General features: G+C 48.3%; 19 protein-coding genes. 1 reads left to right on the forward strand and 18 read right to left on the reverse strand.

Features of this window, described 5'->3' with window-relative positions:
- Position 1: 1 nt before the first annotated feature.
- From lptC to BMW65_RS17720, 6 genes are all read right to left on the reverse strand, one after another.
- Positions 2-592: an LPS export ABC transporter periplasmic protein LptC gene (lptC, locus tag BMW65_RS17695; RefSeq protein ID WP_090607396.1), complete on the reverse strand. Its 591-nt coding sequence runs from the start codon at positions 590-592 to the stop codon at positions 2-4.
- Positions 593-624: 32 nt separating this feature from the next.
- Positions 625-1,773 (reverse strand): BamG family beta-barrel-assembly machinery protein, encoded by a 1,149-nt coding sequence (locus tag BMW65_RS17700; RefSeq protein ID WP_090607398.1) that lies wholly within the window; start codon positions 1,771-1,773, stop codon positions 625-627.
- Between the two features lie 201 nt (positions 1,774-1,974).
- On the reverse strand, positions 1,975-2,667 hold the full coding sequence (purQ, locus tag BMW65_RS17705; protein ID WP_090607399.1) for a phosphoribosylformylglycinamidine synthase subunit PurQ: 693 nt from the start codon (positions 2,665-2,667) through the stop codon (positions 1,975-1,977).
- Positions 2,668-2,871: 204 nt separating this feature from the next.
- Positions 2,872-3,852 (reverse strand): DUF6427 family protein, encoded by a 981-nt coding sequence (locus BMW65_RS17710; RefSeq protein ID WP_090607401.1) that lies wholly within the window; start codon positions 3,850-3,852, stop codon positions 2,872-2,874.
- 62 nt (positions 3,853-3,914) lie between these two features.
- The gene (locus BMW65_RS17715) at positions 3,915-4,766 is read right to left on the reverse strand and encodes a UDP-2,3-diacylglucosamine diphosphatase (RefSeq protein ID WP_090607402.1); all 852 of its coding nucleotides are present in this window, start codon (positions 4,764-4,766) and stop codon (positions 3,915-3,917) included.
- Between the two features lie 385 nt (positions 4,767-5,151).
- On the reverse strand, positions 5,152-5,415 hold the full coding sequence (locus tag BMW65_RS17720) for a DUF4342 domain-containing protein (protein ID WP_090607404.1): 264 nt from the start codon (positions 5,413-5,415) through the stop codon (positions 5,152-5,154).
- Between the two features lie 75 nt (positions 5,416-5,490).
- Between BMW65_RS17720 and dinB the strand changes: the two genes are divergently transcribed.
- Complete coding sequence (gene dinB, locus BMW65_RS17725; RefSeq protein ID WP_090607406.1) at positions 5,491-6,633, forward strand: DNA polymerase IV; 1,143 nt, start codon at positions 5,491-5,493, stop codon at positions 6,631-6,633.
- Here the strand turns inward: dinB and BMW65_RS17730 are convergent.
- From BMW65_RS17730 to BMW65_RS17785, 12 genes are all read right to left on the reverse strand, one after another.
- A complete protein-coding gene (locus BMW65_RS17730; protein ID WP_090607408.1) occupies positions 6,611-7,846 on the reverse strand; it encodes a DEAD/DEAH box helicase in 1,236 nt (411 codons plus the stop codon). The two genes, dinB and BMW65_RS17730, sit on opposite strands and share 23 nt — an antisense overlap.
- Positions 7,847-8,122: 276 nt before the next feature.
- A complete protein-coding gene (locus BMW65_RS17735) occupies positions 8,123-9,499 on the reverse strand; it encodes a tetratricopeptide repeat protein (protein WP_090607409.1) in 1,377 nt (458 codons plus the stop codon).
- Between the two features lie 211 nt (positions 9,500-9,710).
- Entirely contained in the window at positions 9,711-10,040 is a 330-nt protein-coding gene (locus BMW65_RS17740) for a hypothetical protein (RefSeq protein WP_090607411.1), read from the reverse strand.
- A gap of 85 nt (positions 10,041-10,125) precedes the next feature.
- Positions 10,126-11,328 carry a serine hydrolase domain-containing protein gene (locus BMW65_RS17745; RefSeq protein WP_090607412.1) on the reverse strand — a complete coding sequence of 401 codons (1,203 nt, stop codon included), beginning with the start codon at positions 11,326-11,328 and terminating at the stop codon, positions 10,126-10,128.
- A 123-nt stretch (positions 11,329-11,451) separates the two neighbouring features.
- The gene (locus BMW65_RS17750) at positions 11,452-12,492 is read right to left on the reverse strand and encodes a phosphotriesterase family protein (protein ID WP_090607414.1); all 1,041 of its coding nucleotides are present in this window, start codon (positions 12,490-12,492) and stop codon (positions 11,452-11,454) included.
- A gap of 118 nt (positions 12,493-12,610) precedes the next feature.
- Positions 12,611-13,777, reverse strand: coding sequence for a PepSY-associated TM helix domain-containing protein (locus BMW65_RS17755; protein WP_245747676.1), 1,167 nt, complete (start codon positions 13,775-13,777; stop codon positions 12,611-12,613).
- Positions 13,777-14,985: a DUF4374 domain-containing protein gene (locus BMW65_RS17760; protein WP_090607416.1), complete on the reverse strand. Its 1,209-nt coding sequence runs from the start codon at positions 14,983-14,985 to the stop codon at positions 13,777-13,779. Before BMW65_RS17760 ends, BMW65_RS17755 begins: the two co-directional genes overlap by 1 nt.
- A gap of 53 nt (positions 14,986-15,038) precedes the next feature.
- The gene (locus BMW65_RS17765) at positions 15,039-17,432 is read right to left on the reverse strand and encodes a TonB-dependent receptor (protein ID WP_177181197.1); all 2,394 of its coding nucleotides are present in this window, start codon (positions 17,430-17,432) and stop codon (positions 15,039-15,041) included.
- A 75-nt stretch (positions 17,433-17,507) separates the two neighbouring features.
- A complete protein-coding gene (locus BMW65_RS17770) occupies positions 17,508-18,716 on the reverse strand; it encodes a hypothetical protein (RefSeq protein WP_143053919.1) in 1,209 nt (402 codons plus the stop codon).
- A gap of 13 nt (positions 18,717-18,729) precedes the next feature.
- Complete coding sequence (locus BMW65_RS17775) at positions 18,730-19,359, reverse strand: hypothetical protein (RefSeq protein WP_090607419.1); 630 nt, start codon at positions 19,357-19,359, stop codon at positions 18,730-18,732.
- Positions 19,360-19,416: 57 nt separating this feature from the next.
- Positions 19,417-19,941, reverse strand: coding sequence for an RNA polymerase sigma-70 factor (locus tag BMW65_RS17780; protein WP_090607421.1), 525 nt, complete (start codon positions 19,939-19,941; stop codon positions 19,417-19,419).
- A gap of 106 nt (positions 19,942-20,047) precedes the next feature.
- A complete protein-coding gene (locus BMW65_RS17785; protein ID WP_177181198.1) occupies positions 20,048-22,387 on the reverse strand; it encodes an outer membrane beta-barrel protein in 2,340 nt (779 codons plus the stop codon).
- Positions 22,388-22,495: the final 108 nt, after the last annotated feature.

Here is a 22,495-nt window from a genome sequence, read left to right on the forward strand (position 1 = left end):
GTCACTGCCGGAATGCCGGGCCTTGCCCATCTTCGAATAGGTACAATCCCGTAGAATTCTGCACTTCGATGTTTTCAAAATTGCCGTCCGATTGGAAGGAAGATCCCATGAAATTTCCCCTTCCGTCTTTGAAATATGCTTCAATGGCCACGTGGTTGTAAAATGTATTGGCTTTTTGGTCATGAATAAGTTCCTCGGTCTTGATGATTGATCCATCAGCGCGTGTGATGACCACGTTTCCCCTAAATTCGGTAAGCTCTTGCACCTCTTTTTGGATGGCATAGTCTGATGTGATACGTTGCAATTCTGCGCCGTTGTCATCAAAGAAAATAATGGTTACCCCTTTTTGGAATTCATAATACGGTTCTTCCACATTGTAATGCCTCATTTCAGGGGCGGTCATTTTTGCCTTCACTTTGGCGGAGTCGCTGTAAACGACGGTTACACCCTGTGAGATATCCACAGGCTCTTCGGCTTGGATGGCAGCAATACGGTCGACCTCCTTTAAATCGGTTTCGCAGGAAGCAACGATCACCATACCCATGAGTACGGCTACGGCAAAGCGGAAATTCCTGTTGCTAAATGCATTCATGACCAGCTAGCATGAGGTGAAGGTTCTATCCATCAATCATAAGGCCTGCGTATGAACCAGCGTTCGTTAAGGGTAAACCCTAAATTGAAATTAATATACCGTTCGCGTACTAAGTTATTGGACAGGCTACCCCGCTGCCCCAACTCAGAGGAAAAATTGATCTTGTAAAATGCGCCGCTAAACAATGCGGGCAGTGGGAAACCAAACCCTACGGTCACCGCCATCTGTTTGATGTCTTGGTTCTCAACGTTGACGTACGATTTATTGTACTTAAAGCCCAACCGATAGTCGACAACATTGAAGTAATTGACAGACGTGATGTCCGGTGTAATCTGCCCACCTACCGCAAAACCATAGCTATTGGTGAGATTGGGATGGTGATCGCCAATTTGGAAGTTGCTCCATTGGGCGTAGTTCACCTCGCCTCCTACTAACCAATTGGTTCCCTTAGCTACGCTGAATCCCAAGCTGTGTTTCATGGGCATCGTAATCCGTTCTTTCTGGCCTTCATAGGTGTCTATGGAGTCCACAGGTAAGTTTTCGACGTCGTCTTCAACACTGGTCGGCGTACGGGTGACCACACGGGAAGCCCTGGTATTAAGCGGGGTGCCGGCAGTTCCGGTATAACCGACCGTGAGGCTCACATTATTGCCTAAGGGCTGGAAATATTGGGCACCATAGTCAAAGCTGAATCCATTGACATATTGGCTGCTGTCTTTTCGTATGTTTAATGCACCTATATCATCCGGAAATTCAACCGAAGTTATGTTCTCCAATGTGCCGAAAATATACGATACATTGGCTCCGACACTGAAGTTGTTGGTGATGGCTATACCATAGCCCAAATAGGCCTTCGTTGTACCACCTGCCCCTGCATATACTGTACGGATGGCGGTCGTGTCAATGGTGCCGGGAATAGCATAGCTGAAACCGACATCGGAAAAGGGCATAATGCCAAAGCTGATTCCTCCCGGACGTCCCAGCGGGATGCCAAAGTTGATGTGGCTAAGCGAAAAGTTGTATGAATTTTCCGAAAGCTGGCTCCGGCTGAGTTGGGTAATATTGCCAAATACGCCTACGTCTACCGTAGTAAGCTGCAACGCGGAGTATGAGGCCGGATTGCCAACATTGATATTGCCATAGCCACTTAAGTAGCGGATACCGGTAGCGATTCCTCCCATAGCACGGGTTTGTGGTAAAAGGTCTCCACGGATTTCTCCAAGCCCAAATCGCGAGTACGGTGAGCTAGTAGTCGAGCGTTGCGCATATGCCAAAGTAGCAGTTAAGAAAAGAGTGGGGAAAATAATAACTTTTAATAGATGATGCATGGTACGATAAGAGTGCTTTGGGATGCGGTGCCGCATGTGCTAAGTTAAACCTGATTACGATAGTGCAGTATGAAGAATGGATTCAAAAATGCCCAATCCGTCTTCATTTCCCAATACACAGTCTGCTGCTCGTTCGGGATGAGGCATCATGCCGAATACATTCCGTGTACGGTTGCATACGCCTGCGATATTTTCTATAGAGCCATTGGGATTTGCCGCTTCGGTAATGTTGCCCGCGGCATCGCAATATCGGAATAACACTTGGTCGTTGTCGGCTAAGGACTTCAGTGTATCCGCGTCCGCGAAATAATTGCCTTCGCCATGGGCAACTGGGATTTTATATGCGCGGTCAAGATCCAGTTGAGCAGTAATCAGGGAATTTGTGGTCTGTGCCTTTAAGTAGACATTCTCGCAAATAAATTTTCGTCGTTTATTATGCAATAATGCGCCTGGTACCAGCCCTGCTTCCGCAAGGATTTGGAAACCATTGCAGATGCCCAATAGGTAACCGCCTTTGTTTGCATAAGCGATGATTTCTTGCATAATCGGCGAGAAACGTGCTATTGCACCTGACCGTAGGTAATCACCGTAGGAAAAGCCCCCGGGCAGTACGATAAATTCGGATCCCTGCAAATCATGATCTTTGTGCCAAAGACGCACGACCTCCTGGCCCATTATGTGTTCCAGCACATAAATGATATCTTCATCGCAGTTGGAACCTGGAAATATAACCACACCGAACTTCATGTAAATCTGTTAAAATTGATACAAACAACTAAATAAATGCGGTAACTAAGTAATCTACTGTTTGTTGGTCAAACCTGCATCCACAGGGATTATCCCGCTAAAAAAGTATGCAAAGCTATCTAAATTTTAATTGCCGAGGGACATCCTTTTTGTTAAAAAAGGTTAAAACGCTGTTTGTAAATCGGTTAGAAGCTTGCAAGCCGATTAAAAAAACTGAAAATAAATGATGGTGAGCAATAGCAAACCAAATACACTTTCGTAAAACCATCGCCTGGTCGCATAATTGAAGTAATAAGTCATGTATATGGCTATTGGGGGTGCGGCCAGCAAAAAATGATTGACAGCCAAATCCGCGTTAAGGTAAAATGAAATGATGGACAGCACAAACATGCAAAATAGCAATTGAAAAGATTTGCGGATATGTACAACGCTTTTAAAGAGATTTTGCCGTAGGGAGAAGAAAAACAATATCATGATGATCACCACGGGAAACAGTACAAGGTAATCATAAATGTCGATGTGCAACGATGTGGGAAACGGATAGGTCAGCGGCAGCCAGATTTCATAAAATGCATCCATCCTATCCAGCCAGAGATAGACCACACCCAATAAAAAATATACTGTCGTAAAGCCGATAGGTGCTGCCAGCCATTCGCGCCAGTCGAATGGGCGGAAAATGATCAAGCTGCACCAAAGTAGCAGCAGCATGATGATAAAAGGGAAATAAACCAAGCTGCCCAGCGCCACGATCATGCCCAAATCAAACATGAGCGACTTTATTTCTGTACGGCGATGGATGCTGAGCAGTTTATCAAGCATCCAGATGGTGAGAAAATTGCAGATTAGAATGGGCGATAATACCAGGAAAGGCAATATCAGGCTGGCAAGTGTCATGTACATCAAGGCAGCTAAGAAACTGGAGCGTCCTACAAGGTTGAAATGGTTGACAACCGTGTTGATGAGCAGGGCTTGGATGATTGTGAGTGCCAATGTAAGGATTACGTTGGCCTGCGGCGAGATATTTTCAGCAGACAGTTTACCCGTAAAATTGCTTATAGCAGGTTCGAAGAATATCGGCATCAGGTTGTCCGGTAGATGTGTGAATACACCAAGGCAAAGGACAAGCCCGATGATAGACAGCAAAAAAATATTTAAAGGCGTGTATTTCCGAAATTGATTAATCATATTGCATGCGCCACATCGACGCTACAATAATAAGAAGACGATTTGGATTTTCAGCCATCCATTCAAACTGTCGGCTCGGATTTAAACAGATCAAGCAACCGCTTGACGTCTAGTTTGCCATCGAGGTCATCATTTTCAGCGTTATCGGCGTCGATATCGGCCGCCACGTAATCGGCCGCTTGATAACGGTATATCTGCCAGGCATTGCGATGGTATTCCAATGCCGTAAGGTTTTCCACCCAGTCGCCGGAATTCAGGTAAGTCACGGTGCCTTTTTCTGTTTCGATTTGCCGGATTTCAGGCTGGTGGATATGACCACAGATGACATATTGGTATCCTTTTTCCATGGCCAATTCGGCTGCGGTCACTTCAAAATCGTTGATGAACTTCACTGCATTTTTGATGCTGTTTTTTATCCTTTTAGATAGGCTCATCTTTTCCCTACCGAATTTGGTAAGCATCCAATTGACAAAGCTATTCAATAAGATGAGGCTGTCGTATCCGATAGCCCCTAACCTGGCAAGCCATTTGGAATGCTGCATGGTCACGTCGAAGATATCGCCATGAAAAATCCAGGCCCTTTTTTTGCCGATTTGTAGCGAAAGTTTGTTGGTCAATGTAAGCGATCCCAACTGGAAGTCCGTAAATTTGCGGAGCATCTCGTCGTGGTTGCCGGTCAAATACGTTACCGGAACACCTTCGGCCACGAATTTGAGAATTTTCCGAACAACCTTCATGTGGGATTCGGGCCAATATCGTTTGCTGAACTGCCAGACATCAATGATATCGCCATTAAGGAGCAATTGTTTTGGTTTAATGCTTTTCAGGTAGCGCAAAAGCTCCTTTGCATGGCAGCCGTAGGTGCCGAGGTGTACATCTGATATGATGACGAGGTCTACATCCCGTTTATTCATACATAATTCCGTTAGCAGTCTTCCCTGTCTTCAAATCGTACGTCGACGTACTTGGTAAATAAATACAACAATCCACCTAAGCAAGCGATGATGGCGCAAATCGTTATTTCCAACAGGTATGCCATATTATATGCAAAGTAAAAGCCTGGATATTACGTGAATGTTAGTGATGGATTAATTTTTTCATATGCGTGCCTCCTTATTACCTGCTTCATGGCTGGGTCGCTATTAAAGTAGTATTGATAATGGTCAAACAAAGTATTGATATAGGGTTAATAAGGGTTTAACCTCTGTCAAACCTTTGTCAACCCCCTATTAACCCTCTATCAAACCTTCATTAATAATGGAGGAAGTAAGAAGAAGGTAATGACTTATTGCGAAGCAATTAAACACGAGGCTCATCATCGGCGGGTTCTTCCCGTTCGACGGTGATGGAGCATTCGCCGATCAATGCCGCAAGGGCACCTATCGCTGCAAAAAGCGGGGCGAACAGTGTACCTACTACGCCGATGGTGAGTGGAAAGCTCATGATTTCCTTCCCTGCTTTATCCGAAATCGTGATTTTGCGGATGTTCCCTTCGGCAATCAGTTCTTTTACTTTTTTAAGCAGATTTTCGCCGTTTATGTTAAACGATTCTTTTGATGACATAGCTTTATGACGTTAAGTATCGTATCAAACTTAGTAAATAATTTCCTATCTTAGCTATACGACGGACAAGGAAATATGGCGAGACAACGTAAAATCATTCACATCGATATGGATGCGTTTTATGCTTCGGTAGAGCAGCGGGATTTCCCCGAATACCGGGGCAAGCCGCTTGTCGTCGGCGGTTCGCCTGAGGGGCGTGGCGGCGTGGTGGCCACGGCAAGTTATGAAGCGCGCAAATTTGGTATCCGATCGGCCATGCCTTCCAAAACCGCGCTCCGTCTTTGTCCGGAAGTGCTATTCGTGCGCCCGCGTTTTGACGCATATAAAGCCGCATCTCGCCATATCCGGGAAATCTTCCGCCGTTATACCGATGTCATTGAGCCGCTGTCATTGGATGAGGCCTATTTAGATGTCACGGAAGACAAGCAGGGCATAGGCTCTGCTATCGATATTGCCAAGCGGATAAAGCAGGCCATCAGCGAGGAGTTGCAGTTGACGGCATCGGCGGGTATTTCCGTTAATAAATTTGTGGCCAAGATCGCGTCGGATCTGCAAAAGCCGGACGGACTTACCTTTATTGGCCCTTCCAAAGTCGAGGCGTTTATGGAAAAACTTCCGGTAGAGCAGTTTTTTGGCGTGGGCAAGGTCACCGCCGCAAAAATGAACGCGTTGGGCTTCCATACCGGTGCCGACCTTAAGAAACTTTCCGAAGAAGCCATGATCCATCATTTTGGCAAGCCGGGACGGTTTTATTACCAAATTGTGCGGGGAATAGACCACCGGGAGGTTCAATCCCATCGGGAGACGAAATCCGTAAGTGTGGAGGATACCTATCAGCAAGATATCGCGGTTGTCGAAGAGATGCTGGTAGCATTGGATCGGCTCACCGCTAAGTTGGCCTCCCGGCTGCAAAGCACCCAATTGAAGGGAAGGACGGTCACCGTTAAATTCAAATTTCATGACTTTGCCTTGATGACCCGCAGTCATACGGTTCCGGTCCTCATCGCCGACAAAGGCGATATTTTCCAGGTGGTGGAGCAACTGGTGGCTAAAGCGGATTTGCACGATCGAAAAGTGCGTCTGTTGGGTGTAGGCATATCCAATTTTGAAACGTCTGAAACTGAACGTCACGAAAAAGCAAGCGATGTGCAATTGAAACTGTTTGACGTTCCCCCTTCAGACGCTATGCCGCCGTCTATGCGGGGGTATGGGCCTTAGGCCGTTTGCGTTTTTTCTTTTTTTTCGGTTTGGGGGGCACGGGCTTGTTCACCTGATCCTGGTGGGATTCCTCATTTACGGCCACAAATGGGTGGTCGGCCACCAAAGGGATCTGTTGTTTTATCAACTTGATAATTTGCGATAGGTATTCCTCCTCTTCCGGAGAACAGAATGAGAGCGCTCGACCACTTTCACCAGCTCTTCCGGTCCGGCCGATTCGATGCACATAAGTTTCCGGCTCATTGGGCAGGTCGTAGTTGATTACCAACTGCAGGCGGTCTATATCAAGGCCCCTGGCGGCAATATCGGTAGCCACCAAGGCTTGGATTTTCCCGCTTTTGAAGGCAGCCAGTGTGTTTTGTCGTGTCTGCTGCTTTTTGTCACCATGAATGGCTTCAGCAGAAATGCCATTTTTTTTAAGCTTTCTCGCGATTCTGTCCGCCCCGTACTTCGTCCGTGAAAAGACCAGGATGTTTGCAGCATGATCTTCTTTTAAGATCAGGTAAATCAACAAATTGGCTTTATCCGTTTTTGCAACCGGGTAGATTGCTTGTGAAATTTTATCCACCGTAGATGCAACGGGTGTCACAGCGATCTGTTCTGGATTGCTCAGCATTGTATTTGCCAGGTTCGTTATGTCAATGGGCATGGTTGCTGAAAATAACGAGGTATGGCGGTCGGTGGGAATGAGGCTGACAATTTTTTTGATATCCTTGATGAAGCCCATATCGAGCATCCGGTCTGCTTCATCCAATACAAGAAAAGCCACATTTTGAAGAGACAACTCCCGCTGTGCATGCAAATCGAGTAGCCGACCCGGTGTGGCAACCAGCATCTCAGGTTTTTTTTGCAATTCGCTGATTTGGCCACTTAACGATACGCCGCCGAACACCGCCGCGTGGCCTATGCATGTGAAGCGCGTGTAAGCCGCTATGTTTTCGTCTATTTGGATAGCCAGTTCCCTTGTGGGAGCGATGATAAGTGCTCGTGGTCCTATTGATGGTGCACTCGGCGTGGAGCGCAGTAAATGCTGGATGATTGGCAGTGCAAATGCCGCTGTCTTGCCTGTTCCCGTCTGTGCACAGGCAAGCACGTCTCGTTTTCTAAGGATAGCAGGGATAGCCTGCTGTTGAATAGGGGTAGGTTGCTGGTATCCCGATGCCTCCAACGCCTTTAATAAGGATTCGGCAAGATTTAGATTTGAAAATGACAAATTTTATCGTTTAAGTATTGCTGAATAACTAATAGTTTCGGTCATGCCGCTTTGCCTACTGTATAGCACGACACCGCCGTAAAGATGCATATTTTAAGTCGTTGAGACAAACCGAAATAACAATGGCAGGAAAAATATCAGGCATTAAACATGCCCGGATTTTATCGTTCTATTGGTGGGTATGGATTTAATTTGCTACCTTTGCATTAGGTTTAGGTTGATAGCCCCTAACCCCATTGGGGCGGATCCTTGTTTCAGCAGTGAAACAGGGATTTTTTATTTTAGGGGGGAAGCAACGGGAGCAGTTCGGTAATTTTTATGCAACAGCTTCGCTTTTACCCAGCGATCTATAGGTTTGCGGATGGGAGCCAACAATAACGCTACGCCAATATGAATCAGCATATTCATTGCTACGGAATTCGTTGTCAGGTGTTCCATATACCCCACCAATGGGCCAATGATGGTACTGATGAATTCGAACAGCAACAACAAGATGACCAACCCCAAAAACTCTATTGTCCGTGGTTTGACGTTGGTGCGGCTTAGGTATAAGGTGAACAGAAAGAAGATGGGGAGAAATACCGCGATACCTGCCATTTGTATATTTTTTTTTCTGGCTGCTTCTTCGAGACGTTTCATTTCGGCCAGTTCTTCCTGGCGTTGCTGCTCTGCAAAGGAAAGTGCTTGTATCTCTTTCATTTTTTCCTGGCTAAACAGGCTATCCTTGGCGGTGACGTATAGATCCTGGTAATGGAGGGCACTGTCCAGTCTCCCCGTCTTCTTATAGTGGTCTACCAAAAACTTGCTGGTCGTCAAAATTTCCGAGATAAATCCACCGTTTGCAGCTAACGTGAATGCCTTCTTGGCATCCCGCAGACTGGAATCTGCCTGACTGATATCACGGAAAATTTCCGCTTTGGCAAGGAGTATCTGAGCGAATCCGTCGTCTTCATTCTGCGTTTCGTAATAAGCGGATGCTTTTCGGTAATAGGCCAATGCAATGTCCAGATTGCCCATCTCTTTATTAATATGGCCCAAGTTTGCGATACAGGTGGTCATTACGTATGTATTTTGCAACTGCTCCGCAAGCTCAAATGCTTGGGAAGTGTATATCCGCGCCGAATCCAACATTTCGATGCCCAAATAAGACCCGCCCAAGTTGGCAAGTGCGATAATCAAAACGTTTTTGTTGTCGATGGTTTCCAGTATATGTTTGGTTTTCAACAGGTAGTCAACCTGTTGGCGACCATCGCCTTGCAGGTGATATATTTGAGCAATATTACCCATGTTTTTGGCCATCTCGAGTAAGTCATTGCGTGCTTCGTTCAATTTTAGTGCCTCCAGGTAGTGACTGAGCGCCTTGGGGAGATTGCCGATGACACTGTATGCAAGCCCCACGTAGTTCAGGCTTTTGGCTTCACCTTTTTTATAATGTAGCTTCCGGGATAGATCAAGGGCGCGTTGCGCCATCATTAATGCGCTGTCGGGTTTGGATCCTGTCCAATAGGGAGCAAATTGCAGCAGGATATCCACTTTTGCCGTGTCTTCGTTTGCTGTCAACAGTAGATTTTTCAGGCTGTCGGTTTCTTGTTGCATGCCTTGGGCATGGGTCATTGCCAGCGCAAACGCCAATAGAAGGATTGTCTTTTTCATGGTTCAAGAGGTCGTATTAGCCCCGGTAATTCCTTTCAAAAACCGTTGGCGAGGCTCAGGTTATGTATGGAAGGTGCCGTAGCTTACTTTTCACTTACTTTTGTCACGGCTAAAAGTAGTGAATATTCCAGTTTCTTTGCAAGTTGAAATGGAATTGTTTTGCAAAGTAGCGCTGGCTACGCATTTTCTAATGCTATGCCGAGTAGACGGCCTAAAGAATGAGTATTAGCACCAAAATAATGAGAATGATAGCACCTACGGACAGGTAAACTCCGCCTGAACCCAAGGCACGCGCCTTTTTGTTCATATCACGCAGCTCTTTTTTAAGAGCTTTGCGCTCCCCTTTGCTCAGGTTCGATTTATCCATGGCCTTGATTTCGGCCACCCGTGCGCGCATTTCGGCCAGTTTGGCTTCCGCTGCGGCCTCGGTCATATCCATTTTCTTGCCGGGGTGCTCGTCCATTACCTTGGCGGCTACCGGTGTACTGAATGTGAATGATAACATCACAATCGCCAACAACGCATATACTTTTGCCTTCATACCTCGATAACTTAAGTCTAACTTTGTATCGTAGACAGCGGAAGCGGTAAATTGTTTGCGGTTGTGAGAAAAAAGCGCTGTGCCGTCAGCGTACTGCTTTGAGCACGTTGCTTATCAAACCGTCCATTTCTTTGTTTTCGATCCAGCGGGCTACTACGACCAGATCATGTTCCGGATCGCAGTAGATCATGTTTGTACCGTTGCCAATATGTACCCAAGCGCCTTCTGGGGCTGAGGGGAGTAGTTTTTTGTCTGTATTCAAAAACCAGTTCATATACCCGTAGCCTGTATTGGTTGTTGTGGGCGTCAATGCCTGTTTTACCCATTGCTCACTGATGAGTTGCTTGCCATTCCAATTGCCATGGTGTAGGGTGAGCAAACCAAACCGTGCCATATCATATGCATTGATAAACAGGCCGCCGCCCCAGTGGCCGCCGCCGCTTACCGATTGCATAAGCTGGCCATTAAGGACAATCCATGAATTATGGTACCCTGTCCAATGCCACGTATTGGATGCGCCAATCGGATCCATGATGTATTCCTTCAGCACTTGCGGGAGGGGCTTCCGCCAGATGGCGGTAGCTGCCAGCGCCAATGCATTCACCCGGACATCGTTGTATTTCCAGACCGTGCCGGGCTCATGGCGCTCTCGGGTTTTCCATTGATCGATATCGCCCTGTGGCCTATCTGCCCAGTCGGGTTTGTCCCATAGGGTACCCTCCCAATCGCTGGTTTGCCTCAGCATCACCTCCCAGGTGAGTTTGCGGTTGTGTGCCGATTCAAAGGGACGGATGAGTTCAGGGGGTGTCTTGCCTTCTGCATGATAGATTTCTATCGGAGGGATCGCTGAGGCTATTGTATCTGTTGTGCTGCCGATCAGCTCCTGATCAACGGCTAGCCCAACCACGGTAGACAAGAAACTTTTGGTGACGCTGTGTGTGATGTCTACGCGGGAAGGATCACCCCATTCAGCCACAATATAGCCTTTATAAATCACGAGTCCGGTAGCCCCGCCGCGATCTTGAAGCGGGCCAATCGGATCGCTTAATGGTTCTCTTCCAAAGCTTTGAATTTGGCCCAATAGACCTTCGCGAACTGTTTTTGCTTCATGTCCTTTTGCAAACTCAACCGCTTGATCCATCGCCTGTGCGTCCAATCCCAGGCGTGCCGGGGACTGGTGCTGCCAGGTAGATGCCGGAGGGAAATAAGCGGCTTGGCCAATTGTTTCTTGGCTATGGGCCACAAAGGCAGCCACAAGAAGTAATATCCAATGAATAGGTGCTTTCATGGGCGAAAAATAAGCGTTTTTTATTGAATTCTTACTTCTTTTATTCTGATTGCCTGAGCTGCATGGTTATCCAATCGCCGTTTAACCTGCCGTCGATCCGTAGATGATGATATCAGGCATATTTTATGTTGGATAAGAAGCTCTTCTGACTTTTACCGCTAATGCATTGGCAGGATTCGTTTTAAAAAGCAGGGTTAGTTCGCTATCGGTAAACCGCGCTTTTTTCAGGGCGGGGATGAGATCGTTGAACACGGAAATATACGGTCGGAAAACTCCCCCGCGCGGAGTACCTACTTGGTACCAACCGGCATCGTGCGATAATAAAACCCGATGCAGCAACTGCTGCTTTTTCATGTCGTTTAGAAAGGCTACATACCGGTCTGCCAACTGCGGATGTAACCCGTCAAAAGCAATCCAACCGCCGGCCTTTGCAGCCTGAACGTGTATAGCCGTGTCCGATTCGTTTTGCGCATGGGTCCATACCCAGGCGTCGGCCTTTACGCCCACGCCTTCGATGAGCTTCAACTGTTCAAGTGCGGCTTTCCCATCTCCGGTATGCACGAAAATCGTCAGTCCGGTTTCAAGATGGGTAAGCGCTGCCGCCTTGATCAGCTTTTGCTGTACTTCCGATAACGGATAGTTATCTACCCCCGTTTTGATGATTCCGGGCCTTATCGGTGTGTCGCCAATGCCTTCCTTCCACTCGGTTGTCCACCGCGCGGCCAGTTGTTCTGCCGATTCGGTATATGCATGAGGAGGAAGGTATTTTTCCTTGGCTGCTCCATAGTAGCCCGTATTCGTGATGATATGCATCCCGCAGGCGTCTGAGAGCCGCTGTAAGAGTTTGACATCACGACCCAGCCATTCGGGCGTGCAGTCCACAAAGGTTTGTACACCGTGGAGGTGAGCTTGTTTTAAATGGGGCAGAACAGCATCATGCACTTCGTCTGCTACATAGCGCGAAGGGCTCACTTGGTCGGCGCCGATAAAATCAACCAGAATGTGCTCATGCGGCAGTACAAAACCGGCCTTCATGAGCGGTATCGGGCCATTGACCGTCATCAGGTAATCGTTTGCTGCTAAGAAACGCTGAAGGCAGTTAAACGCACTTGTACAAGGCAGCACAGCTAACATCCCATGCTGGATGAAATTTCTTCTCTTCATCGTGGTCCAATAATAGGATAGTATTCGGATACAAGGTGCATTAAATTGATGACTTTTGCAAGCGCTTGCTGCCAAAAAAAAGCCTCCCGGCGATAGACCAGGAGGCAAATTATAGTCTTTATGTCTTTAAATAAGTACGAAATGATTGCTTGATCGCCATTTTTCCCGGCTTTCTTTTTCTTTTTTTCCTTTTGCCCCACCAGATATAAAACCCGGTGATAGGCAGGCTGGCGCAGACGAGGCTGGCCAGAAAATAAATGACTTTGGTCGTGAGGCCTCCGATTTCGCCAACATGCAGACCATAGTTAGCACGCATAAGCCACCGCGAGATATGTTCTTCGCCAATCGGGCGTTGACTGTCCGGCAGCAGTTGAAGGGTCGTCTGGTCGAACAGCAGGTCGCGCCAAGATCCGCCATACATATCCGTACACGCATATATCGGCTCTTGCTCGTCGTGGGGAAAATGTACGATGACAGCTTCCCGGTTGTGACGGGCGATTTCTTTACGTACTTTTAGCCATACAGCGTCTACAGCTTGGGCCATATCCAATTGGGTAGCCATATGCGCAACAGGAGGGATGGCCACTTCCGCTGGCGGCGCTACGCGGGTTCCTCCGGCCATCCAAAATACTGTTTGTCTCATCCAAGGAAAGCTCATTACCAAGCCAGTAATGGTCATCACCAACGCTATTATCAATGCATAGAAACCCAGTACGTTGTGTAAGTCGTAGTTTAGCCGCTTAAGCCGGGCCTTCCATCGGATGGTAAAGCTGCTTTCCACCGTCTTTTTGGTCCATCGTTTGGGATACCACAGTACTAGTCCGGTAATGAGCAATACGAAAAAAACAAATGTGGACCAGCCCACTACTTGCCTTCCGGCGGCTGGCGGAAACCATAGATAGAGATGGCCTTGTTCAATCCAATGGAAAAGATCCTCGTGCTCGACCGTGCTTAATACCTCGGCCGTATAAGGACTGGCGTAGACAACAGCGTTGTTTTCGGTGCTGATTTTTACAGACTTATCGAGGCCATAGTACCAAAGGCTATGTACTTCCGTGCCGGGCAATTGCTGTTCTACGCGGGCTTTGATTTCAGATGGAGGCAGCTGGTCATTGGCGGCCTGCTGTTCTACACGTAGCCAAGGGTATAGCAGCTGGTTTATTTCCTGTTCGAAAACCAGTATGCATCCGGTAATACAGATGATGAGTACCGCCATCCCGGATACGATACCGAGCCAGCGGTGCAGCCAGCTTACGATAGCCATCGCGCTACGTCGGATACGCATTAGTTCAGCTTTTCTAAGCGCAAGACAAAATCCACACCACCCACGATTTCGGCACCTTGTTTCAATTGGTCTGTAGCAGGGTCATATTCCCAGATAAAGTCGCGGTCGGCATTGACGGCAATATATGCCTTGCCGTTTTCAACGATGACGGCTTGCACCATGCGCTCTCCTTTGTCAGCAGGCAAATCCAATTTTTTGATGAAGCTACCATTCCTTACATCAATGACGCTGAAAGAATGTTCGGCATCGATGGATTGGCCGGCAACGCGGGTACGCACGATGGCCTTGCCGTTGCCGATATGCCACATCGCAGGGCCCATACCATTCTGCGTAGCTGCGGAGAAATTGAAGGCATACGCCGCATCCAGATCGGTACTGCCGCTTTTAATGCGATACACCATGGATGGTGAGTTGTAATCGTAGTTGTATACCGGGTCAGTGATGAAATAGATATCATTGTTTTCATCGATGAAGGAAGCGGGTGCATAGACCGTGGGGCCGCCAGGTGTCGTAGAACGGGTATCGCTCAGGGTCTTTTCGGTCTGCATGGTGTTGTAATCGATGACGGCGATATACAACGACTGGTATACGGGCATATCCGGGTATAAGCTCCAGTCCGAAGACATGAAACCATATCCGACAAATAGCTTGTTGTCACGGTATTCGGCAAAACCGATGCTATAGGTATCAAAACCATCGGGGAAGCCCTCCAGGTCAAGGGTTCCCGTGGTGACGCTCATGTCCGCAACGTTGACTTTTGCATAGCGGCCCTCGTTGTCGCCCGTACCAAAGATAACCAACGTCTGGTCATTAATCCAGGCATAGGAGCTCCAATCAAGCCAGCTGAAAGGGATTTCTTTGTCAGTGACGAGTGCACCGTTTTCAACGTGATACTTGCCGAAGCGACCACTGCCGGAATTGGCGTGATAGTAGAAGCCGTTCCGTTGGATCACGTCTTGTGCATAGACCTTACCGGTCATTTCCGCGCCGTTGCCTGCGAGACTTACCTGTCCTTCGGTAAGGGACGGCAAATCGGCAATGTAGTAAGCTGTATTGGGCCAGCTCCCTACACAGAGCACGAGCGAATACTGTCCGCTTTCGGGTTCGGGAGTCGGTGTGGGGCCATCATCATCATTGCAGGCGGCAACGAAGAAGCCAGATAGAAGCACTATTAAGGCCTTAGATGTGGTTGAAATGAATTTGTTCATGCTGTTATCGTGTTATATTAATGATTTAATTAGTGAACGATTGAGTGACTCATTTAATGGATGAAATAGCGCAGCTTGACCGCATACGATCTGCCCGGCTTTTGCAGGCGGAAATTGTCATAGGCCAGTTCGTCTGTCAGGTTGCGGCATTCGGCAGATAGGTTATATCGGCCATTTTGCAGGGAATAGGTAATCATGGCGTTGTGCACCAGTTGGGTGGGGATGTTTGACTTGCCGTTGACGTTGCCGTATTTTTCCCACGTCAAGTAAAACCAGTGCACATATTGGCTGTACCAATTGAATGTCAGTCGGGTATCCTTACCAAGTAGGTTGTCTTTCCCGATGCTGAGGTCGGCATTGCCGTAGAACCAAGGCCGGTTAGGGATCTTGTTTTTGTACGTAGCTTCGGGTACGCTGGTTCCGCCTTGACTGAATTTGGTGGTGTTGATGGCGTTTTCATAGGTAGCATTGACGTTGAAAGTCAGCAGGCTGCCATACTGGTAGCGTGCTTCGGCTTCAAAACCATGTACACGCACATTGGATTTATTTTCGTTTTTGAGTGCATTGGAACGTTGGTCGGGCACGGTATAAATAAAGTCTTTGGCATCCCGGTAGAAACCGGACGCCTCTACAAAAAACTGGTGCTGCTGGATTTGGCGCTGGTAGTATGCCCCTAAATTGAGGTTATTGCTGCTTTCGGGAAGCAAATCAGGGTTGGGCTGGACGTTGAGCCCATCGCCAAACATTTCCTCCGTTTCCTGCAAGCGATACGCATGCTCTACCGAAAATTTGATGCCCAGGGCGTCATTAATCCGATAGCGGCTGGCCAACCCATATCCGTATTTGGCGAAACTTGTATCTGCCATTGCATAAGCACCATCACGGTATTTTTCCTGCTCCATGCCAAGAAGATACTGTTTGACAAAAAAGGTGTTGACCCATTTTTGTTGAAAAAGCGTTTGCTGGTAAGCCAACCCGGCGATTTGTTTCCGCAGTATGCCGGGCGTGTCGTCACCGGAAGTGATCAGTGCATTGTAGGATTCATTTTTGACATTGTCCAACGTGTAGTTGACGTTAAAGCTGTGCTGTTCATTGAGGAGGTAGCTGGCATTGACGCGTCCGTAGATACGTGGCCTGATGATGTTGCCCAGCGATCGGATGCCGCCCATTTCGGCGGTCGCACGGCCGCTTTTCCAGGTGCCGTCCCAGAAATACTGGCGCATCAGTGTGTCCGCTGTGATGAAATGATCGTGCGAATAGGATAGAAAGAGGTTGGTATGGAGACCTTCTACAAAAAGGTTATCCTTCTTGTAGCGCAGCGAGCCGCTGTAGGCTTTGCTTTCGCGGGTTACATTGCCGTATACGGTGCGTTGGTCAAATCCGGTTTGCAGATCTTGGTCGATGGTGGTATAGCCAATACTACCGAAGAGCACATCGGCCCATTTCTTTTGGCTTACGCCCACTTCCAACTGCCCCATTGCCGATCGGTATTGGTCGTGGAAGCGCCGGGCCGTGCCTTGCACAAACTGGGCTTTGCTATCGTCGACAATCCGGTCGCCATCCAGAATAGCACCGTCCAGCAATTCAATCTCCTTCATCAGGTAGTTGTTGTCCGAATAATTGAAAAAGCCACTGCCACGGACGGTCAGGCCCGTCTCGGGATGTACATATTGCCCATGCAGGGCCGAGCGATTCGTATTAAAAGAACCATAGCTGTGGCTGATATCCAAGAAGTTCCGGGCTTGTTGGTTGGTAACTACATTAATGGCACCGCCCATAGCATCGGCACCCAGGTCTACGGGCACTACACCTTTATAAACTTCAAGCCGCTCCGCCAGGTTGACGGGAATATTATTGAGGCTCATGGCACTGCCAAGCAGTTCCATCGGTACGCCATCGATGAAATACTTTACCGCTTTGCCGGAAAGTCCATTGATGGAAAAATTGAAGTTGGATCCCAAGCCTCCGGCTTCGCGGATGCGGATGCCCGTGCTCCGATTCAGTATCTGGTTGAGGTCGGCTGTGGTGTTGGCATATTGTCGGGTTTCGATGGCATTGACGTGGAAACCGGACTCTTTGAGTTGCTTGCTCGCTGTTTTGCCGACGACATCTACCGTCTCCAGTGCATTGTTTTGGGCCTCCAAAATGATGGTCAGGTTTGCAATAGGTTGTGGCCCTATGACCAACTGCTGCGTTTGGGTGAGGTAGCCTACACCTGAAATTTCCAAGATATGCTTGCCATACGGAATGTTGTGGAGCGAAAAGGAACCATCTTCTTCGGATAGTGTTCCCAAGGTGTGATGTTGGATCTGAATGGTAATTCCCGGTATTCCTTGGTTTGCTGTTGATACGATATGGCCCGTTAGTTGCCCGACTTGTTGTGCATAACCTAAAAAAACAGACATGAATAGCCCGATGGCTAATCCCGCTATCTTTAATTTTGACATATTTACCTACTTGTTTAGGAAATGTAGCACGTGGCGAGTTTTACCGAAGTCCGGTACGAAAAAAAAGAAGAAATATTATTGGAAATCTACACGCAGGATATAATCTGTACCCCCGGTTAGTTTTAATCCCGGATTGATGGCTCCCGAGGGGATATCATATACCCACAACTGGTGGTTGTCTGCGGCATCGTCAATGGCAATATAGGCTTTGTCGCCTTGGACCAATACCGATTCCTTGCGCGTGCCCTTATCCAGTGGCAAATCCAATTTGGTAAGTGACTGCTTGGTCAAATCCACCACATAGTATTCAAACTGGTATGTGCTGTGGTGATCAGAAAAATTCGTGTACTTATCTTTCCGTTCGCTCCGGATGATGGCTTTCCCGTATCCGATTGACCACATGCCGTAGGCATGGTTGCCGATTTGCTCGGAGATATTGATCCAATAATCCGGATCGATCGTATCCGCTGCAGCCGGTATTTTAAAGATCGCCGTTGGCAGGTCTGGCATATTGCCGAGTGCAATACCGGGGCAACTCATGAAATAGAAATCCCCTTTTTCATCCGTGAAGTTATAACTTTGCACCGTATTGATTCCGCCGGGATAGGCAGAGCGGGCATCTTTGTGGATGGCCTTTAAGGCCATAGAAGGATAGGCCAGGATAGCGGTGTAAAGCGTGTCGATGGTCGTGTATTCCGTGATCCCGGTATATTGGTGGTAGCAATAGCCGATGATGACTTCATGCTGTCGGAAATTGCTGAAACCAATGGAGAGCGTGTTATAATCGCCTATTGACTTTGGTAGGTCTATGATACCGCTACGGATCAGTTTGAATGCATCTACATCAATGACGTGGTATTCCAGCGTAGCATAGGTCTTGTCATCAAGCGTAAAAAGTATCAGTGTATGATCATCGCTCCAGTAACTGTTTTCAATGTGCTTATCCGCCATTGGTAAGGTAGCAAGGGCTTGCAGGCTATCCGCGGTCAGCCGATATTTCACCAACTGGTCAATGGCCTTGTCGATGTGGTAGTAATGACCGTTTTTGACCATCATGGAACGGTCAAAAGTCTCCGTAGAAAGGGGGATACCGTCCACTTCAGCTGATAAGCTATCCTGTTCGAGGTTGTTGGCAATGACAACACAGTTGCCATCATCCTTGGTGAGCATGTACAGCGAATAGGTTCCGGTAGTTTGTTTGGTGTGGTGAGCAGGATGCTGAGCAGGCATGCAGGCTAAAAACCAACAAGCCAGCAGACCATAATAAAGGACGTATTTCCTCATGGGGCTCCCGGAGTTAAGAAAGGTTAAGTTGCTGTTTCAACCTACGTTGTACCGCTGGCGGGAGAAACGTCATTTCACTTTTGGTGAAGATAAACTGTGTTTCGGCATCAGTGGATTCCAGTACGATATAGGTTTCCCCTTGTTTCAACAGGATGGGCACGCCGCTTTTGAGAATCTCAATGTTGCGTTTTGGTTTGAATAAAAGGTTTCCCGCTACTTCCAGCTTCCCGGTGCCAATATTGATTTTTGCGCTTGATGCTTCGCCGAGCAGGATGTCATAATTCGCTTGCCTGATCCAAAGCGGGGAAACACTCTTCGAATTGTCAAATACCATTTCCCGTTGGAGGTCAGCCTTTCGGGGCCATAAACTCCATAGCATCGCCGCCAATGCTGCAACTCCACCCAATCGCCAGACTAATGAAACGATTTTAGGTCGTTTTTCCGGCAATGGAGCGACCGGTGTATCCATATGCGGAAGTACAGATGCCCATATCTCGTGCTGCACGGCTGTTCGATTCGTTATTGGGAGGGCTGAATCGACATCCAGTGTATCATCGGCCAACCATTTTTCAACAAAAAGCTGCTCTTCTGGCGAACACAATCCCAAATGATATTTTTCCAGAAGCTCCTTATCGATATTCATGACAAACTGTTGCCCCACAAAGATAAAGAAAATCCAGCAATGGCATGACAACTTTGCTTAACCAATGTAATCGGACAAGTGGGTCTTCAGGGTGCGCAATGCGCGGCTGATGTGATATTCGACCGCCCGCTCGGAAATATACAGCTGGCTGGCAATCTCTCGGTTGGTCAATCCTTGATCCCGGCTCAACTGGAATACGTGTTTGCATTGCTTTGGTAAGGTATTGACCAGTTGTTTGATCCGTGACAAGAGCTCCTGTGTGCCGATATAGTCATCGGTATAGTGGGTCGCGGAACGCTGTAGAAGGACTTCATGGTGCTGTGTCCGGATGACCTTGTTACGGATATGCTCGTAGGTTCTCAATTTTACCGAACGGATTAAATAACGCTCCACTTCATGCAATTGGAGGGTAGTGCGCCGCTCCCATAACGATTTAAAGACGTCTTGGACAACCTCTTTAGCTGTTTCCTCATCTTCAATGGTCTTGTAGCAAAACACGTACAAACGTTCCCAATGTTGCAGATACAGTTGCTCAAAGCTACTTTTAGTGATTACAAACACGTCTTTATCGAGTTTCAGCATGATAAATGCGCTGCCTGGAGCAGCAACGCGACAAAGATAGAATTATTTAGATTTATTTTAAATAAAACACTGATTAAATAAATCTTCCATCGGCGACCATGGCTCCTCAGCTTCCGAATTGATAAGTCAGGGATAGCGTTACCCGCCGGTTGTCCGGCCTGCTGTACGAATAAGTTTCCATACTGCCAAAAGAAGCACGGCTTTCGGGCTTAGCATTGCGCACCAATCCTGTACACGATAGCTTTACATTGGCACGCTTATTCCAGAACGACCGATCTACGCCGATGTCCAACCCATAGTTCGGAGCAGTGCGGACAGCACCGGATGCCATGCCTGATCGGTAATATCCGATAAGTTCTGCCCGCCAAGCGGTGTACCTGAATGTATGCCTACTGTTTATGGCCCAACTGGAGCTGGCGTTGTCCAACACGGTACCGCGAAACGAGCCTTCATAGCGGTTGTGGAACGCATTAGCATAATGGCTACCTTCCCACCAAGCGGTAAAAGGGCTGTTGTACATCATGCTAATGCCATAGTTGGTAAAATGGCCTACGTTTTCCGGGCGGCTGAACGTCTGCCCGCTTTGTTCGCCCTTGCCCGTGATATCCATGATGACATCGCTTCCTCGGTTGAACGAGAGTGTGGTAAACCACTTGTTGGCAAAGCTATGCCCCAATTCCAGTGCATGTGTTTTCGAGGGAGCCAAAAAGGGATTGCCCTCGAAGTAATTGAACGGGTCGGCATATATCCGGAAGGCATTGACATCGTGGTCGCCCGGCCGCTCGATGCGGCGGCTGTACGCCAGCCGGAGTTGGTGCCTTTCCGACAATGGATAGCTCAGGAACAAATTGGGGAAGAGGTCGAAATAATGCTGCTTGACCACCGATTCCAGTGTCACCTGCCTGGCTTCGGTGCCGGTATATTCACCCCGAATACCCATTTGGATACCCAGCTTCTTCCAGGAGGTATGATAAATGGCGTAGGCAGCCTCCACATGCTGGCCATACTGGAAGCGGTTGCTGGTAAGGGCATCATATACCCAGCGAGTGCCATCTTGGAGCGTATCATTGAGGGCGAGGTTGTTTATCCAAAGATATGTTCCTTTCCACCCGATTTCTAGTTTGCTGTTTGCACCCAGCGGGCGGCTATAGTCGATGGTGCCAAGATAAGTCGTGTTAGCCAAGTCCTGTATGTTGCGCCGTGCAGCAGGATAGCCCGATGGTAGACCGGTGGCATCGTGGTAGTTCGTATGGAAGCCATTGTCATAGTCATTGCCGTGCGGCGCATAATCGACATTGATGTTGAGCGTGTGCCCATCGTCCCGGAAGCGCTTGGTGTAGTGTGCGTTGAATGTCAGGTTGTTGTAGCCTTCATCGAAATGGTTTTGTGTCGTGTTTTGTTGTTGCAAGGTTTCATCCGGCGCAAGGAAATGCAGGAACGCATCGGAGTAGCTTTGGTAGCGTCCCTTTATCCAATCAAAGCTAATGCCCACCGAACTGGTGCTGTCTGCCGTGTAGTCGATGCCGGCACGCAATCCATAATTTCTCCCCGGATCCGTACGGCTTGCTTCCCATTGTCGGGTGATCAATCCGACAGCTTGTTCAGTGAAAAATGTGCGTTCATCGTAGGCAGACGAGCGGTTTTCATCGCGGCCATAGCTGCCGCTCAACTGTGCAACCCATTTGCCTGCCCTGGCATGGATATTTCCGCCCAATGCGTATTGAGGTTCCCTTCCATGGGAGCCCCGTGTAAACATATCGCCTCCGATACCGGATGGCGATTGGTTTTTGGTGACAATGTTGATGATGCCGCCGCTGCCCTCGGCATCCTGCCGGGCTGAAGGGCTGGCCATGAGTTCTACTTTGGCTACTTCATGGGCCTGCATGCCGCGCAATAGCAATGCCAGCTGGCTGCCGGATAGGTATGTGGCCCGCCCATCGATCATCACTTTGGCGCCCCGGCGCCCCTGGATGGCAAAATCCCCGTCGCCTTCTACCGTCACACCGGGGGTACGTTCCAGCAGTTCAAATACGCTATTGCCTTCGGTAAGCACGCTGCCACCCACGTCTATGGTCATCCGGTCTATTTGTTGCGTCACGGTAGGCCGCTTGGCTGTGATGGAGACTGTGGCCAGCGTAGTGATATCCGCGGCTAATGGAATATCACCCATGTGTTTGGTGGCAGGGGTTACCAGCGTTGCGCTATAGTAATCTTTGTAGCCCAGATGCTTTATTTTGAGGGTGTACGATCCGTTGCCCCGGAAAGTGATGTCAAATGTCCCGTTGTTGTTCGTAATGGTTTGAACGACGGCGCTGGAGTCCGGCAGGCGAAGCAACGACACTGCGGCGTGCGGAAGTGGGCGATGCTGCGCGTCCATGACCCGGCCTGTCAATTCCAGGTTTTGCCCATACCCAGCCAGCATATGGAGCAGAAACACTGCACACATGCAAGATTTTAAAAAACCCATGCTCACCGTACTATTATTTTTTGCGTAAAGGCATTTTGAAATGATAGCTTTATGCCATGTGATGTCAATACAAAAACCGTATCAGGT

It is taken from the genome of Parapedobacter koreensis, assembly GCF_900109365.1.
Lineage (GTDB): Bacteria > Bacteroidota > Bacteroidia > Sphingobacteriales > Sphingobacteriaceae > Parapedobacter > Parapedobacter koreensis.

Bases quoted from the DNA above. Each gene is read 5' to 3' on its own strand.
- lptC (WP_090607396.1), bottom strand. From the start codon at position 592: ATGAATGCATTTAGCAACAGGAATTTCCGCTTTGCCGTAGCCGTACTC.
- BMW65_RS17700 (WP_090607398.1), bottom strand. From the start codon at position 1,773: ATGGGAGGAATCGCTACCGGTATCCGCTACTTAAGTGGCTATGGCAAT.
- purQ (WP_090607399.1), bottom strand. From the start codon at position 2,667: ATGAAGTTCGGTGTGGTTATATTTCCAGGTTCCAACTGCGATGAAGAT.
- BMW65_RS17710 (WP_090607401.1), bottom strand. From the start codon at position 3,852: ATGATTAATCAATTTCGGAAATACACGCCTTTAAATATTTTTTTGCTG.
- BMW65_RS17715 (WP_090607402.1), bottom strand. From the start codon at position 4,766: ATGAATAAACGGGATGTAGACCTCGTCATCATATCAGATGTACACCTC.
- BMW65_RS17720 (WP_090607404.1), bottom strand. From the start codon at position 5,415: ATGTCATCAAAAGAATCGTTTAACATAAACGGCGAAAATCTGCTTAAA.
- dinB (WP_090607406.1), top strand. From the start codon at position 5,491: ATGGCGAGACAACGTAAAATCATTCACATCGATATGGATGCGTTTTAT.
- BMW65_RS17735 (WP_090607409.1), bottom strand. From the start codon at position 9,499: ATGAAAAAGACAATCCTTCTATTGGCGTTTGCGCTGGCAATGACCCAT.
- BMW65_RS17740 (WP_090607411.1), bottom strand. From the start codon at position 10,040: ATGAAGGCAAAAGTATATGCGTTGTTGGCGATTGTGATGTTATCATTC.
- BMW65_RS17745 (WP_090607412.1), bottom strand. From the start codon at position 11,328: ATGAAAGCACCTATTCATTGGATATTACTTCTTGTGGCTGCCTTTGTG.
- BMW65_RS17750 (WP_090607414.1), bottom strand. From the start codon at position 12,492: ATGAAGAGAAGAAATTTCATCCAGCATGGGATGTTAGCTGTGCTGCCT.
- BMW65_RS17755 (WP_245747676.1), bottom strand. From the start codon at position 13,777: ATGCGTATCCGACGTAGCGCGATGGCTATCGTAAGCTGGCTGCACCGC.
- BMW65_RS17760 (WP_090607416.1), bottom strand. From the start codon at position 14,985: ATGAACAAATTCATTTCAACCACATCTAAGGCCTTAATAGTGCTTCTA.
- BMW65_RS17765 (WP_177181197.1), bottom strand. From the start codon at position 17,432: ATGTCAAAATTAAAGATAGCGGGATTAGCCATCGGGCTATTCATGTCT.
- BMW65_RS17770 (WP_143053919.1), bottom strand. From the start codon at position 18,716: ATGAGGAAATACGTCCTTTATTATGGTCTGCTGGCTTGTTGGTTTTTA.
- BMW65_RS17775 (WP_090607419.1), bottom strand. From the start codon at position 19,359: ATGAATATCGATAAGGAGCTTCTGGAAAAATATCATTTGGGATTGTGT.
- BMW65_RS17780 (WP_090607421.1), bottom strand. From the start codon at position 19,941: ATGCTGAAACTCGATAAAGACGTGTTTGTAATCACTAAAAGTAGCTTT.
- BMW65_RS17785 (WP_177181198.1), bottom strand. From the start codon at position 22,387: ATGTGTGCAGTGTTTCTGCTCCATATGCTGGCTGGGTATGGGCAAAAC.